The sequence below is a fragment of the Verrucosispora sp. WMMA2044 genome, assembly GCF_027497155.1.
Taxonomy (GTDB): Bacteria; Actinomycetota; Actinomycetes; order Mycobacteriales; family Micromonosporaceae; genus Micromonospora; species Micromonospora palythoicola.
The window spans coordinates 739983-754924 of record NZ_CP114913.1 but is presented as its reverse complement, the minus strand read 5'-3'; the positions used below and the strand labels follow the sequence as shown (position 1 = coordinate 754924).

The window sequence follows — 14942 nt, the reverse complement described above, 5'->3', positions numbered from 1 at the left end:
ATGACGGGGATCAGGGCAGCAGGTCGCGGACCACGGCGTCGGCGAGCAATCGGCCGCGCAGGGTGAGCACGGCGCGGCCGGCGGCGTGGGCGGGCTGGTCGAGCAGGCCCTCGGCCAGTGCCCGGGCCGCGCCCGCCCGCCCAGCGTCGGTCAGCACGTCGAGCGGCAGGCCGGCGGCCAGTCGCAAGCGGAGCATGACGTCCTCCATGTGCGCCTCGTCGCCGGTGAGCACCTCCCGGGCCTGCCCGGGCGACTCCCCGGCGGCGAGGCGTTGGGCGTACGCGGCGGGATGTTTGACGTTCCACCAGCGCACTCCGCCGACGTGGCTGTGCGCCCCCGGCCCGAGGCCCCACCAGTCACCGCCGGTCCAGTAGAGCAGGTTGTGCCGGCAGCGCGCCTGCGGCGTGCGGGCCCAGTTGGAGACCTCGTACCAGGAGAAGCCGGCCGCGCCGAGGGCCGACTCGGCGGCCAGGTAACGGTCCGCGGCCACGTCCTCGTCCGGGTACGGCAGCTCGCCCCGGCGCATCCGGGCGGCCAGTCGGGTGCCGTCCTCGACGATCAGGGCGTACGCGCTGACGTGGTCCACGCCCGCGGTCACCACCTGGTCCAGTGAGGCGGCGAAGTCCTCGGCCCGCTCCCCCGGCGTGCCGTAGATCAGGTCGAGATTGACGTGGTCGAAGCCGGCGTCGCGGGCCTCCAGGGCGGCGGCGGTGGCCCGGCCGGCGCTGTGCCGGCGGTCCAGCACGGCGAGCACCCCGGGCGCGGCCGACTGCATGCCCAGCGAGATCCGGGTGAACCCGGCCGCGCGCAGCTCCTTCAGTGAGGTGGGCGTCACCGACTCCGGGTTCGCCTCGGTGGTCACCTCCGCGTCGGCGGCCAGCCCCCAGGTCCGGTCGATCGCGTCGAGGATGCGGGCCAGGTCGTCGGCGGGCAGCAGGGTGGGGGTGCCGCCGCCGACGAAGACCGTCTCCACCCGGGGCGGCGGTGCGTCCGCCAGCACCCGGGCGGCGAGTGCCAGCTCCGCCAGCACGGTGTCGGTGTAGCCCTCCCGGCTCGTGCCACCGCCCAGCTCGTCGGCGGTGTACGTGTTGAAGTCGCAGTAGCCGCACCGGCTCGCGCAGAAGGGCACGTGCACGTACACCCCGAAACCCCGGGCGCCCACGGACGCGCGGGCGGACGCGGGCAGCGACCCGTCGGCCGGGACGGGCTCGCCTGCTGGAAGGACGCCGGGCATGGCCACTAGTGTGCCCTGGCATGACCTCTCCCGACGCGCTCGTGCGGGTCGCCACGGCCCACGGGGTGACCACGCTCACCCTGGACAGTCCGCACAACCGCAACGCGCTCTCCACGCCGCTGATGACCGAACTGCTGGCGGGGCTGGCCGCCGCGGTCGCCGACGACGCGGTCCGGGTGATCGTGCTCGACCACACCGGGCCGGTCTTCTGCTCCGGAGCCGACCTGAAGGAGACCGCGGCGGCGTACGCCAGCGGCACGGTGCCCGCCGGGATGCTGGGTGACGTGCTCGCGGCGGTCCGGGAGTGCCCGAAGCCGGTGCTGGCCAGGGTCGCCGGCCCGGCTCGGGCCGGCGGTCTGGGCCTGATCGCGGCGGCCGACCTGGCGGTCTGCGCGGCCGAGGCCACGTTCGCCTTCACCGAGGTGCGGATCGGGGTGATCCCGGCGGTGATCTCCGCGACGGTGCTGCCCCACCTGACGACCCGGGCGGCAGCCGAGCTGTACCTGACCGGCGACACCTTCGACGGCCGGCGGGCGGCCGAGATCGGCCTGGTCACCGCCGCGGTGCCGGCCGAGGAACTGGACGCCGCGGTGCGGCGGTACTGCGACTCGTTGGTGCGTGGCGCCCCGGCGGCGTTGGCCGGCGCGAAGCGACTGCTGCGCCGTCCGCCCGCCGTCGACCTGCGCGCCGAACTTGCCGAACTGGCCGAGCTGTCCACCGCTTACTTCCTGTCGGCCGACGGGGTCGAGGGGGTCACCGCATTCCGGGAGAAGCGGGCACCACGCTGGGTGGCGGAACTCGGTAGGTGAGGTACGGCCGGGACGGGGAACCTCGGGTTGCGCGTGGGTGCCGCGCGAGGACGGAACCGGTCGGACGACACGTACGGGTCGATGCGGGACGTACGCTTGGCGGACCTTGACACAGGAGGTGCGGGTGCGAACTCGGGCTGCCGCGACGGGCTTCGTGGTCCTCGTCCTGATCGCCGCGATCGGGATCATCGTGGTGCTCAGGCAGGCCGGTGACGGGCTACGGCTCCCGCTGGCCGGCCGGGCCTGCACGGTGCAGGCCGACGGCCAGGTGACGCTCGACTCGCAGCAGATGGCGAACGCGGCGACCATCGCGGCGATCGGCGTGCAGCGCGAGATGCCCGAGCGGGCGGTGGTGGTGGCGCTCGCCACCGCGTACCAGGAGTCCGGGCTGCGCAACCTGACCGGCGGCGACCGCGACTCCGTGGGGCTGTTCCAGCAGCGGCCGAGCCAGGGGTGGGGCACAGCGACCCAGATCCGCGACCCCCGGTACGCGGCGGGGAAGTTCTACGCGGCGTTGAAGAAGGTACGCGGCTGGCAGGACATGCGGGTCACCGACGCGGCGCAGAAGGTGCAGCGCTCGGCCTTCCCGGAGGCGTACGAGAAGTGGGCCGACGAGTCGCAGGTGCTCACCCGGGCGCTGCTCGGGCACGCCACCACGGCGGTCACCTGCTCGGTGGGCGGTGATCCGGTGATGCGCGGTGCCGCCGCCATCGCCGCCCTGACCGAGGGGCTGTCGCTCGACTGGGGCCTGGTGGCCCTCACCTCCGACGGCGACCGGCGGGCGGGCCGGGGTTACCTCAGCTCCGCCGTCGACAGCTACGGCAACCCGACCCTGTTGAAGGTGGGGATCAACGACTTCGAGCGGAGCCCCGCCGGCAGCCTGACGACGTCCGCCGAGGGCGTGCGGGCCGGCTGGCGGTACACGCACTGGCTGGTCTCCCACGCGAAGGAGCACGGGGTGAAGCGGGTCGTCTTCGACGGCCGGGAGTGGACCGCCAAGCGCGGCGACTGGAAGCGGTTGCCGGACAGCGACCGAGGTGACACCGAGGTTCTCGCCGAGGTCCACGCCGACGTCTGACCGACCCCGATCTCCTTACCCGCAGTCACCGCAAAAACCGGCAATTACCCACGTAAGGCCCCGTCTCGCCACGTTGGGTGACGTGCGGTAGTCGAGCAACCGCCATCAGTCGCCATGCCCGTGGAAAGGTCACGGGGTGCCCCACGGGCCGTCCGGACGCGCGTTACGATCGGCGGCCTGTGCCAGAAATGGTTTCACCTCTTGGGGAGGGGTACGACGTGGCGTTCGACTACGGCGACCGGACCGGCTACGAACCGATCAGTGACGTCGACCGCAAGGAGTTCCACGAGCAGGGCTTTCTCCTGCTGCGAAACGTCCTGACCGAGGATCACCGAGCCGCTCTCGAGGCCGCGGTCGACCGGGTGTACGAGGAGGAGAAGGCCAAGGGCAACACCACCAAGGACGGAACCCTGCACCTGCTGGGTTTCCTCGAGCGTGACGAGCTCTTCGGCGAGCTGCTCACCCACCCGATCGCGTTTCCCTACATGTGGGGCCTGGCGGGCTGGAACATCTACACCCACCACAACCACCTCGACGTGACGCCGCCGGCGTTGGAGCCCGAGAAGCCGTACTGGGGTTGGCACCAGGACGGGTACCGGCAGAACTCCGACCCGGAGACGATGGACCCGAACCTGCCGCGGCCGATGTTCTCGCTGAAGGTCGCCTACGTGCTCTCCGACCTGTCGGAGAAGGGCCGGGGCGCGACGAAGGTGATCCCCGGCAGCCACCTGTGGAACTCGCTGCCCCGCCCGACGGACCTGAGCGTGCACAACCCGGACCCGGAGGGCACCGTCGAGATCACCGCCAACCCGGGCGACGCCTTCATCTTCGACCGCCGCCAGTGGCACTCCCGGTCGACGAACCTGTCGAACATCACCCGCAAGATGCTGTTCGTCGGCTACACCTACCGGTGGATCCGCCCGCTCGACGAGCTGCACCCCGACAAGGACGGCGAGTGGTACCGCAACCGCACGCCGGTGCAGCGTCAGCTGCTCGGTGAGGGCACCCACACGGCCAACTACTGGGGCATCAACTGGGACGGCTACATCGACGACGAGATCCCGCTGCGCAAGGAACTCAAGCAGCGCGGTCTGCTCAACCGCAACATCCCCTGGCTCCGCTGACCGGAGGAGTGACGACAGGCCCCGTGGCCACGCCTGGACGTGGCCGCGGGGCCTGTCGTGTCATCTCCGGACGGACCTGCCGGTCCGTCAGCCGGCCGGCTCGCCGACACGGCGACGCACCTTCTCCCGGATCGGCTCGGGCAGCTCGTCGGCCGCCAGCAGCCCGGGCAGCAACGACGGCTCCAGGCTGAGCGCGCGGAACACCTCGCCGAGGGTCACCCCGTGCGCCGGCCGGTGCACGATCTCGATCGGGTCGCCGGCTCCCACCGCGCCCTCGCGGAGCACCCGCAGGTACGCACCGGGGGTGGCCCGCGCGGTGAACCGTTTGATCAGATCCGGTACGCCCCAGAAGCCGGCGAAGGTCCGGCACGGCGTACGCGGCATGGTCACCTGGAGCAGCGCCTCGCCGACGGCCCACTGCTCGCCGATCACGGCACCGGTCACGTCGACCGCGTACGTGGTGAGGTTCTCGCCGAAGCCGCCGGGGCGGATGGTTCGCCCGAGGTCGGCCTCCCACCAGGCCGCGTCCTCCCCCGCGTACGCGTAGACGGCCTGGTCCGGGCCACCGTGGTGGGCCCGTTCGCCGATGAAGTCGCCGGCCACGCCGTCGAAGCGCAGGAGCACCGGCGCATCGGCGGGTCGCTTGTCGATGCCGCTGCGCCCGCTCGCCGCACCGGCCCACGCCGCCTCGGTCACGATCCCGACGTTCACCGATGCCACCCTGCCCGTCATGATCACATTCTACGGGGAACGGCCCCGGCGCGCCGCCCTCGCCCACCGGCGGACGCCTCAGGTCGATCCGCCTCCGGGCGTACGCATGCGAAAGGCGCCCGACCTCGACGGTCGGGCGCCTTTCGACAGGTTCAGCGGTTACCGGTGGGTGACACCCCGGCGGTTGCGGCCCACACCGGCGACCAGCGCGACGGCGACGGCGGCCAGCAGCACCTGGAGCAGCAGCTCCCGCCAGTCGATACCGGCGGTCTCGGCGAAGCCGGACGCGCGGGCGATCACGGTGCCGAGCAGCGCGGCACCGACACCGATGAGCATGTGCAGCCAGATCGGCATGTTCTGACGGCCCGGCACCACCAGTCGGCCAAGCGCACCGACGATCAGACCAACGATCAGGGCGGTGATGATGCCCCAGACGGTGAGCTCCATGATCGCTCTCCTTCACGAAAGACGTTCAACGTTTGTGGTGTTCCTGTCGTGACCGCCTAATGCCCGACCCACGAAGATCCCAAACCGGCTTTTCTGGCCGAGAGGTCGCGACCCACCCCGAAAGATCGCGCCACCCGGCCCAACGCGGACGGGCGCCCGGCCGAGGTGGCCGGGCGCCCGTCGGGACGGCGGCGCCCTACGCGCGCCGCCGCGCGATCACTTCTTTGCGCTGCCCTTGCCGTCGGAGTCGGAGGAGAGCGCGGCGATGAACGCCTCCTGCGGGACCTCCACCCTGCCCACCATCTTCATCCGCTTCTTGCCCTCCTTCTGCTTCTCCAGCAGCTTGCGCTTCCGGCTGATGTCGCCGCCGTAACACTTGGCGAGCACGTCCTTGCGGATCGCGCGGATCGTCTCCCGGGCGATCACCCGACTGCCGATGGCCGCCTGGATCGGCACCTCGAACTGCTGGCGCGGGATGAGGTTGCGCAGCTTCGCCGCGATGGTGGTGCCGTAGGTGTACGCCTTCTCCTTGTGCACGATCGCGCTGAACGCGTCCACCGGCTCGCCGTGCAGCAGGATGTCGACCTTGACCAGGTCGGACGCCTGCTCGCCGGAGGGCTCGTAGTCCAGCGACGCGTAGCCCTTGGTACGGCTCTTCAACTGGTCGAAGAAGTCGAAGATGATCTCGGCGAGGGGCAGCGTGTAGCGCAGTTCCACCCGGTCGGCGGAGAGGTAGTCCATGCCCAGCAGGCTGCCGCGCCGGCCCTGACACAGCTCCATCACCGCGCCGACGTAGTCGTTGGGGGTGAGCACCGTGGCCCGCACCGTCGGCTCGTACACCTCGGCGATCTTGCCGGTCGGGTACTCACTGGGGTTGGTGACCACGACCTCGTCGCCGTCCTCCTGGATGGCCCGGTAGACCACGTTCGGCGCGGTCGAGATCAGGTCGAGGTTGAACTCCCGCTCCAGCCGCTCCCGAATGATCTCCAGGTGCAGCAGGCCGAGGAAACCGCAGCGGAACCCGAAGCCGAGGGCACCCGAGGTCTCCGGCTCGTAGGTGAGCGCCGCGTCGTTGAGCTTGAGCTTGTCCAGCGCGTCGCGTAGCGCCGGGTAGTCCGACCCGTCGATCGGGTAGAGACCCGAGTACACCATCGGCTTCGGGTCCTTGTAGCCGCCGAGAGCTTCGGTCGCCGGCCGGTTGTTGATGGTGACGGTGTCACCGACCCGGGACTGACGGACATCCTTCACCCCGGTGATCAGGTAGCCGACCTCGCCGACGCCGAGCGCCTCGGCCTTCACCATCTCCGGCGAGATGACCCCGATCTCCAGCAGCTCGTGCACCGCCCCGGTGGACATCATCTTGATCCGGTCCCGGGCGCTGATCCGCCCGTCGATCACCCGCACGTAGGTGACCACGCCCCGGTAGACGTCGTACACCGAGTCGAAGATCATGGCACGGGCCGGGGCGTCGGCGTCACCGACCGGCGGGGTGAACTGCCGGACGATCTCGTCGAGCAGGTACGGCACGCCCTCGCCGGTCTTGCCGGAGACCCTGATGCAGTCCGCCGGGTCGCCGCCGATCAGGTGGGCCAGTTCCTCGGCGTACTTCTCCGGCTGGGCGGCCGGCAGGTCGATCTTGTTCAGTACCGGGATGATGTGCAGGTCGTTCTCGAGCGCGAGGTAGAGGTTCGCCAGCGTCTGCGCCTCGATGCCCTGGGCGGCGTCGACAAGCAGGATCGCGCCCTCGCAGGCCGCCAGCGACCGGGACACCTCGTAGGTGAAGTCGACGTGACCTGGCGTGTCGATCATGTTGAGCACGGCCTGCTCGCCGGCCCGCTCGCCCTCCCGGATGGTCCACGGCATGCGAACGGCCTGGCTCTTGATGGTGATGCCACGCTCGCGCTCGATGTCCATCCGGTCGAGGTACTGCGCGCGCATCAGCCGCGGATCGACCACACCGGTGAGCTGCAACATCCGGTCAGCCAGGGTCGACTTTCCGTGGTCGATGTGAGCGATGATGCAGAAGTTCCTGATCCGCGCCGGGTCGGTGGCACCAGGAGCGTTCGCGCCGGGATCGAGCGTCGGTGGCACAGCGGTCCGTTCTGGTCGGCTGACGTGAGCGGGCCGGCACGCGCCGGCCCCCTCTATGCTCCCATGTCCCCGGCGGACATCGGCCGGGCGTCCGTCACTCCTGCGGCGGCTCGACGAAGAGGGCGGCGAGCCGGGGCAGTCGACGGCGGGCCTCGTCCTCGTCGTCGAAGTCCCAGAAGTCGTTCAGGTCGGGCTGCCGGATCGCCGCACGCTCCCCCGGCAGGTCGGTCGCGGTCGCCTTGCGGTACGCGTCCCACGGCACCGCGAGCATGTCCTCGCACTCGAACTCCTCGCCGCTGAGCGAGGCGGACCGGATCTGCGGCAGCTCGGCCAGCGAGTCCGGATCGGCGACCGCCCGGGCGAACACCTCCCGTCCCTGGGTCATCAGCCAACCCCGGAAGTACTCGAAGCCGTCGTCGGAGGCACCACCGTTGATCAGGTACGCGGCGCCCCAGAGATCGACCCGGTAGGACGCGGCGAGGACCCGTTGCTGGTGGTGGGCGTATCCGACGATCTCCTCGGGATCACGGGCGGCGAGCAACGCGACGGCCCGGGCGGCGACGGCGTCCGGATCTCCCCCGCCGGTGCGGGCGCGCTCGATCAACTGCCAGAAGTCGTCGGTCCTCATGGCCCGCCAGTCTGGCAGACACCACCCCGGGTGCCCGGATCCGCGCCGGAGGTCGCCGCCCGGCCGGCCACCGGGCAGCATGGTCGGGTGAGCGTTCCGTCTCCGCCCGCCGTGCCGTACCACGCCACCGCCCAGCGACCCGCCTGGTCGGACCTGCCGCAGCGGGTGCGGGCCGCGGTGGCCACCCGGCTGGGCGCCCCGGTGGTCCAGGCCCGGACCGCAGGCGCCGGCTTCACCCGTGGCTTCGCCGCGCTGCTGCGCACCGCCGACGGGCACCGCGCCTTCGTCAAGGCCGCGCCCCACGTTGAGCAGCCGCAGCTGGTCGACTGGTACGCCCGGGAGGCCGCGATCCTGACCCGGCTGCCGGCCGGGCTGCCGGTGCCCCGCCCCCGCTGGACGCTGTGGGAGGCGGGCTGGTTCGTCCTGTGCCTCGACGCCGTCGACGGTCACACCCCACGGCTGCCCTGGAACCAGGTCGAACTGACCGCCACCCTCACCGCGTTCACCGACGTCACCGAGGCGCTCGCCGACCCTCCGGACGAGTTGACCGCCCTCGGCCTGCCCCACCTCGCCGACCTGGCGCGCGAGGACATCCTCTGGTGGGGCGAGGTCGCCGCCGGCCGGGAACCGGTACCGCCGCTGCCCGCACCGGCCCGGGGACGGCTGGCCGAGCTGGTGGCGCTGGAGTCGCGCCTGCCCGGGTACGCCGCCGCCGCGACCGGGCTGACCCACGGCGACCTGCGGGTCGACAACGTACTTGTCGACACCACCGGTGCGGCCTGGTTCTGCGACTGGTCGTGGCTGTGCCACGGGCCGGCCTGGTTCGACCTGGTCACCCTGCTGATCACCGGGTACGCCGGCGGGCTGGACGTCGACTCGCTGTTCGCCGCTCATCCGGCCGCCGCCGGTGCGCCCGGCGACGCGCTGGACGTCACGCTTGCCGCCCTGGCCGGCTACCACCTCACCGCCGCGACATCGGCGCCACCCACGGCGTCGGCTCACCTGCCCGCGCACCAACGGTGGACCGGCGAGCAGGCCCTCGCCTGGCTCTCGCACCGCCAAGCCTGGACCTGACCGCACCCGCCGCCCGCACCCGCCCCGGTTGGCGAGAGGCTGTTTTGGCCCGTTCGAGCCGACCTGGTAACCTGGCTCTTCGCGCAGCGATGACGCATGCTCGTCGCGCGCACAAGCTGACCAACCCGAGCTATCAAGACGAGGCTGTCGCGTGGCGAACATCAAGTCCCAGATCAAGCGCAACCGGCAGAACGAGAAGCGCCGGCTGCGTAACAAGTCGGTCAAGTCGTCGCTGAAGACCGCCATCCGTAAGTTCAACGAGGCTGCTGAGGCCGGTGACGTCGAGAAGGCCACCGCCCTCATGCAGGATGCCTCGCGCAAGCTGGACAAGGCTGCCAGCAAGGGCGTCATCCACGGCAACCAGGCCGCGAACCGCAAGTCCGCGATCGCTAAGCGCGTCGCGTCGCTCGCCTCCTGAGTTAGCGCCCAGTCCTGACGGAAGCCCCGAGGCGATGCCTCGGGGCTTCCGCACGTCCGTCCACGGGTCGTGCTCCGTCCTTCGTCAGGCGATCGCCCGATCAGGACCCGGGCTCGGTGGTGCCCGGTCGAGACCCGGCGTCATCCCGATTCGCTGGCGGCCCACCTCGGTCCGCCGCCTCGGCACCGTGGCCCCCGCCGCGCGCGGCCCCACCCGCGCCGTCCATGGACCGGTCGGGCCCACTGCCGAGAGCAGGCGGACGCTGCCGCGCCGCACCGGGGTGCGCCACCTCCGCCGACTCTGGCCGCACCACGACCCCGGGCACGCTGTGCCGCAGCCAGTCAACCCGGGCACGCCCGACCACCGGCTCCATCTGCTGACGGAACCGGTCGCGTTCCTGCTCGGGTACGGCCGCGGCGGAGCGCACCACCGCGGCGGCCACCAGATCGTTGAGCTTGACCATCACGGCCACCGTGGCGGGTAGCACGAGCACCGCCCACCAGGTCACCAGTTCCGCGAGCGCGAGCAGCGCCGCCAGCGCGATCGCCCCCTCGAAGAAGATGAAGCAGAGCACCCCGCCCGGGTTGACGAACCGCAGGCCGAGCGCCCGCGCGTAGAACGGCCGGTACCGCTCCTCCTCGGCCGGGATCGTGGCCCACGAGCCACGGAGGGCTCCGCTCACCTGGCGCCGCCCCGCCGAGCGGCCGCCACCGAGAAGACCGCCTTCTCCAGCGCGTACGCCCGGTCGTCGGAGCCGCCCTTGACCGCCGCGTTGCACTCCGCCGCCGCCCGCATGGCCAGGACCAGACCGTCGGGGGTCCAGCCACGGGCCTGCCGTTGGGCCCGTTCCACCTTCCAGGGCGGCATGCCCAGGCTGCTGGCGAGTTGGTACGGGCTGCCCCGGCCGGCCGAGGCGACCCGGGCGACCGTACGGATGCCGTCGGCGAGGGCATCGGCGATCGGCACCGGATCCACCCCCACGTGCAACGCCCAGCGCAGCGCCTCCAGGGCACCCGGCAGGTCACCGACCATCGTGGCGTCCGCCACCGTGAAGCCGCTCACCTCCACCCGTCCCCGGTAGTAACGCGCCACCGTGTCGGCGCCGATCCGGCCGTCGGTGTCGGCGATCAGCTGGGAGCAGGCCGCCGCAAGTTCGCGCAGGTCGTTGCCGACCGCGGCGAGCAGCGCCTCAGCGGCGTCGTCGGTGCAGCGCCCGCCGTCCCGGCGGAACTCGTCGCGGACGAAGGCCACCCGATCGCGGTGGCCCTTCAGCTTCGCGGCGGGCACGACGCGGGCACCGGCCGACTTCAGACCGTCGGCGAACGCCTTGCCCTTCGCGCCACCGAGATGCGTCACCACGAGCTGTACCTCGGGGTCGGGATTCTTGGCGTACGCCAGCAGGGCGGCGACCAGGTCCTTGCGAGCGTCCTGACCGGACCGCAGCACCAGCACCCGACGCCCGCCGAACAGCGACGGGCTGAGCATCTCGTCGATCTCACCGACGGTGAGCTGACCAGCCTGGTACTCGCGCACGTCGACGCCGGAGTCGGCGGCCCGGGCGGCGGCTACCGTTTCGGACACCGCGCGCGTGGCGAGCAGCTCCTCGTCGCCGAGGACGAGCACAATAGGAGCGGCACTGGCGGCGGTCACGCCGCCCATATTCGCACGCTCGGCCGGTCGGTCCAGTCTGCTCGTCCAGACTCTGCCGGTAGACCCCGCACTCAGCGCAAATCCAGACATAGAACTTATCTCCGGCTTTATGCCGTGAATTGCTGTCGATTCATGGTGGGCGGATCCGGTCGACGCCGGCGCTGACCACCGCCAGCCCTCGGGGCGACCGCACCACCGCCACGTCACCGCCGACGTCGGTACGCAGCACCCGCGCCCCACCCCGGGCCAGCCGGGCCAGCACCGCCTCGTTGGGGTGGCCGTAGCTGTTTCCCGCGCCGACCGGCACCAACGCCACCGCCGGCCGCACCACGTCCAGAAAGGCCGGATCCTGGTACGCGCTGCCATGGTGGGCGACCTTCAGCACATCGGCCCGCAGCCCATCCGGCGGCAGCCGTTCCCGCAGCGCCCGCTGTTCCTCCACCTCGGCGTCACCGGTCAGCAGGATCCGCACCCGGTCGACGGTGGCGATCAGCACCAGCGAGTTGTTGTTCGGATCCGAACGGGTGCCGCGCATCGGATACGGCGGGCCGAGCACGGTCAGGTCGACCGCCCCGGCCCGGTAACGCCATCCCTGCGGTGCGGCGACCACCGGCGTGCCATGAGTCGCGGCGGTGCCGCGCACCAGATCCCGGCCGGCCACCGGCTCCGACCACTGCGGAACCAGCACCGTGTCCACCCGCCTGTCCCGGAAGATCCCGGCCACCCCGCCGGTGTGGTCCACGTGGAAGTGGCTGACCACCAACAGCGGCACCCGACGCACACCGAGCCGACGCAGGCAGGCGTCCGCCGCCGCCGGATCCGGACCGGCGTCGACCACGACCGCCCGCCCGGCCGCCACCGGCAGCAGTACCGTGTCGCCCTGACCCACCGCACAGGCCGTGACGACCCAACCGTCCGGCGGCCACCCGGGCGCGACCACCCGCACCGGCAGCGCGCCCAGCACGACCGCGACGGCGCAGACCGCCACCAGGCGGCGCACCACCGGGCGCCGGGCCGCGACCACCAACGCCACGGTCAGCACCGCCAGCAGCAGCGCCCCGGACACCCCGCCCGGCCAGGGCAGGTTGCCCGCCGGCAGCCGGGCACCGTACCGGGCGACCAGCACCAGCCACCACGCCGGCCAGTGCGCCAGCCAGGCGAGCAACTCCGCCCCGCCGGGCCAGATCGGCGAGAGCGTCGCCGCCGCCACGCCAAGCACCGTCGCGGGCGCGATCGCCGGCACCGCGAGAAGGTTCGCCGGCACGGCGACCAGACTGACCGTGCCTGTCAGACCGGCGACCACCGGCGCACAGGCGAGTTGTGCGGCGGCCGGCACCGCGAGCGCCTCGGCCACCCCCGGCGGTACGCCCCGCCGACGCAGACCGTCCCGCCAACCCGGCGCGAGCAGCAGCAGACCGCCGGTGGCCAGAACGGACAACGCGAAACCGGGATCACCGGCCAGATCCGGATCCACCAGCACCAGCACCGCCACGGCGGCGGCCAACGCGGGCACCGCCGCCCGAGGGCGACCGGCCGCCAGCGCGGCGAGCCCGATCGCGCCCATGGTGGCGGCGCGTACCACGCTCGGCGACGGCCGGACCAGGATGACGAAGCCCACCAGGGCCAGCCCGCAAAGACCGACGGCCAGCACCGGACCGGCTCGGGCCCAGCGGGCCAGCAACAGCACCGCCCCCACGACGATGGCGACATTCGATCCGGACACGGCGTTCAGGTGAGTCATCCCGGTGGCGCGGAAGTCCTCCTCCACCGCATCGGGCAGCCGGCTGGTGTCCCCGACGACAAGGCCGGGCAACAGGCCGCCCGGCTCGTCCGGCAGCGGTGCGCACGCCTGCTGGAGGCCGGCGCGGAGCCGACCGGCCGCGCGTTGCAGCGCCGAGGGAGCACCCAGCCGAACCGGTGCGCCCACGGCCATCAGGACCGCACCGGTGAGGTCGCCGCCGCGCGGCTCGGCCAGCCGCCCGTCGGCGGTGAGCCGTTGCCCGGGCAACAGCCCGCGCCACGCCGGATCGTCGGCGAGCACCAGTAGCCGCGCCGGTACGGCGATCCGCTGGCCCTGCGGCCCGGTCAGGGTCACCAGCCTGGCCGGCACCAGCAGGGTCGGTGGACGACCCACGATGCCGCCGCGCACCGGCCGGGGATCGTCCCGGACGACCAGTTCAGCGGTGACCCGGGCCCGTTCGTCGACCAGGGCAAGCAGCGGACCCGCGTCCCGTACGGTCAGTCGCGCCGAGGTGGCCGCGCCGCCACAGACCACGCCGATCAGGATCGCCACCACCACCCAGCCGTGGCGACGCACGGTCGGGCCGGGTCGCCCGGCGAAACCGAGCAGGTGCAGGGTCGCCACCCCGGCGAGACCTGCCGCGACGACGGCAAGCAGCAGCGTCCGTCGGGCATCGAGATGCAGCCCCGCCAACGCGGTGAGCCAGGCCGCCACCGCCAGCCCCGCCGTGCGGAGGTCGGGTGCTCCCCCACCGGTCACGACTCCGGAGGTTCCGGCCGACATGGCGACCGGGGCGGGCGACGCCTTCACACCGTCACCAGGTCCTTGAGTTGCTCGTACCGGGCGTCGCCGATCCCGGTCACCTGACGCAGGTCGCCGACGGACCGGAAGCCGCCGTGCTGATCGCGGTACTCGATGATCCGCTGGGCGAGCACCGGACCCACGCCGGGCAGCGTTTCGAGCTGCGCCGAGGTCGCGGTGTTCAGGTTGACCCGCCCACCCGTGCCGGGTCCACCACCCGGAAGCGTGCCGGCCCCCGGACCTGCCGCGCCCGAGGGCGCCGGTACGCCGACCAGGATCAGCTCGCCGTCGCTGACCCGGCGGGCCGGATTCAGCAGCGCCACGTCCACTCCCGGCAACGCGCCTCCGGCGGCGTCGAGGGCGTCGGCCACCCGCGCGCCGGCCGCCAACCGCACCAACCCGGGCCGGCGGACCTTTCCGGCGACGGCGACCACCAGCTCACCGGTCGACTCCGTCGCCGGCCTGCCCGGCTCGTGGCCGGCCTCGACGGAGGGATCCGGTGTCCCGGCGGTGCCGGTCTCGGCGACCACCGGCTCCACCTGAGGACGGGACCGCCAGGCCCAGACGCCCGCGACCAGCACCACGAGCACGGCGACGGCCGCCAGCGCCCGCACTCCCCGCCGCCCCGGATCGAAGGCACTCGGCCCCGGAAGAAGGCTCGGCGGCGCCTCGTCGACCCGCCGTCCTCGTCCGACGTCGACCGGTGAATCGTCACTGGCCCGAACCGGACCACCGGCCCGAACCGGACCACCGTCGCGAGCCGAACCAGTGTCACCGGCCCGGTCTGCGGCGGCCTGGACCGGCAGCAGCACGGTCGGCCACTGCGTCACCGGCGGCGGCACCTCGCCGGCAGCCCCGGCGAGCGGTGGCCGCACGGACGGAGGCAGATCAACAGGCGGAGGCCACCCGACGGGCGGAGGCAGGTCAACAGGCGGAGGGAGCCCTACGGACGGAGACCACCCGGCGAAGGCTGGCGTCCGGTCGTCACCCGGCCACGGCGGTGCCGCGTCGTCCGCCGGCCGGTCCAGCGCGCCGGGCATCAGGTGCCACAGTCGCCGCCGAACCGCCATCTCCTCGTCCTCGTCCTTCGACACGGCGCGAGGCTAGGGCGACGAGGCACCGCCAGGCGCACCGAG

Annotated in this window: 14 protein-coding genes; 5 read left to right on the top strand and 9 right to left on the bottom strand. The window is 72.5% G+C overall.

The features are described 5' to 3' along the window. Positions 1–10: 10 nt before the first annotated feature. Positions 11–1234, bottom strand: coding sequence for a radical SAM family heme chaperone HemW (hemW, locus tag O3597_RS03525; RefSeq protein ID WP_164449410.1), 1224 nt, complete (start codon positions 1232–1234; stop codon positions 11–13). Positions 1235–1254: 20 nt separating this feature from the next. Here hemW and O3597_RS03520 point away from each other — a divergent pair, with 20 nt between their 5' ends. From O3597_RS03520 to O3597_RS03510, 3 genes are all read left to right on the top strand, one after another. After that, a complete protein-coding gene (locus O3597_RS03520; protein WP_281603241.1) occupies positions 1255–2043 on the top strand; it encodes an enoyl-CoA hydratase-related protein in 789 nt (262 codons plus the stop codon). A 118-nt stretch (positions 2044–2161) separates the two neighbouring features. Further along, a complete protein-coding gene (locus O3597_RS03515) occupies positions 2162–3121 on the top strand; it encodes a hypothetical protein (protein ID WP_164449547.1) in 960 nt (319 codons plus the stop codon). Between the two features lie 218 nt (positions 3122–3339). Then, positions 3340–4245: a phytanoyl-CoA dioxygenase family protein gene (locus O3597_RS03510; RefSeq protein ID WP_281582053.1), complete on the top strand. Its 906-nt coding sequence runs from the start codon at positions 3340–3342 to the stop codon at positions 4243–4245. A gap of 87 nt (positions 4246–4332) precedes the next feature. Here O3597_RS03510 and O3597_RS03505 read toward each other — a convergent pair whose 3' ends face one another. The 4 genes from O3597_RS03505 to O3597_RS03490 all read right to left on the bottom strand — a co-directional run bounded on the left by O3597_RS03505 (position 4333) and on the right by O3597_RS03490 (position 8122). Next, a complete protein-coding gene (locus O3597_RS03505) occupies positions 4333–4977 on the bottom strand; it encodes an MOSC domain-containing protein (RefSeq protein WP_164449408.1) in 645 nt (214 codons plus the stop codon). A 138-nt stretch (positions 4978–5115) separates the two neighbouring features. Beyond that, complete coding sequence (locus O3597_RS03500; protein ID WP_164449407.1) at positions 5116–5403, bottom strand: GlsB/YeaQ/YmgE family stress response membrane protein; 288 nt, start codon at positions 5401–5403, stop codon at positions 5116–5118. Between the two features lie 216 nt (positions 5404–5619). Then, positions 5620–7494 (bottom strand): translation elongation factor 4, encoded by a 1875-nt coding sequence (lepA, locus tag O3597_RS03495; RefSeq protein ID WP_164449406.1) that lies wholly within the window; start codon positions 7492–7494, stop codon positions 5620–5622. Between the two features lie 94 nt (positions 7495–7588). Continuing rightward, complete coding sequence (locus O3597_RS03490; protein ID WP_164449405.1) at positions 7589–8122, bottom strand: DUF4240 domain-containing protein; 534 nt, start codon at positions 8120–8122, stop codon at positions 7589–7591. Between the two features lie 87 nt (positions 8123–8209). On the opposite strand from O3597_RS03490, the gene O3597_RS03485 reads away from it, so the two are divergent. Continuing rightward, positions 8210–9196, top strand: a complete 987-nt coding sequence (locus tag O3597_RS03485; protein ID WP_281603240.1) for an aminoglycoside phosphotransferase family protein — start codon at positions 8210–8212, stop codon at positions 9194–9196. A gap of 151 nt (positions 9197–9347) precedes the next feature. Then, on the top strand, positions 9348–9614 hold the full coding sequence (rpsT, locus tag O3597_RS03480; protein WP_164449404.1) for a 30S ribosomal protein S20: 267 nt from the start codon (positions 9348–9350) through the stop codon (positions 9612–9614). 100 nt (positions 9615–9714) lie between these two features. On the opposite strand, the gene O3597_RS03475 is transcribed toward rpsT, so the two are convergent. The 4 genes from O3597_RS03475 to O3597_RS03460 all read right to left on the bottom strand — a co-directional run bounded on the left by O3597_RS03475 (position 9715) and on the right by O3597_RS03460 (position 14636). Beyond that, positions 9715–10296 carry a hypothetical protein gene (locus tag O3597_RS03475; protein ID WP_281603239.1) on the bottom strand — a complete coding sequence of 194 codons (582 nt, stop codon included), beginning with the start codon at positions 10294–10296 and terminating at the stop codon, positions 9715–9717. After that, the gene (holA, locus tag O3597_RS03470; protein ID WP_164449403.1) at positions 10293–11273 is read right to left on the bottom strand and encodes a DNA polymerase III subunit delta; all 981 of its coding nucleotides are present in this window, start codon (positions 11271–11273) and stop codon (positions 10293–10295) included. Before holA ends, O3597_RS03475 begins: the two co-directional genes overlap by 4 nt. A gap of 121 nt (positions 11274–11394) precedes the next feature. Beyond that, positions 11395–13764, bottom strand: coding sequence for a ComEC/Rec2 family competence protein (locus tag O3597_RS03465; protein WP_348650327.1), 2370 nt, complete (start codon positions 13762–13764; stop codon positions 11395–11397). 47 nt (positions 13765–13811) lie between these two features. Then, on the bottom strand, positions 13812–14636 hold the full coding sequence (locus O3597_RS03460) for a ComEA family DNA-binding protein (protein WP_281603238.1): 825 nt from the start codon (positions 14634–14636) through the stop codon (positions 13812–13814). Between the last annotated feature and the right edge of the window lie 306 nt (positions 14637–14942).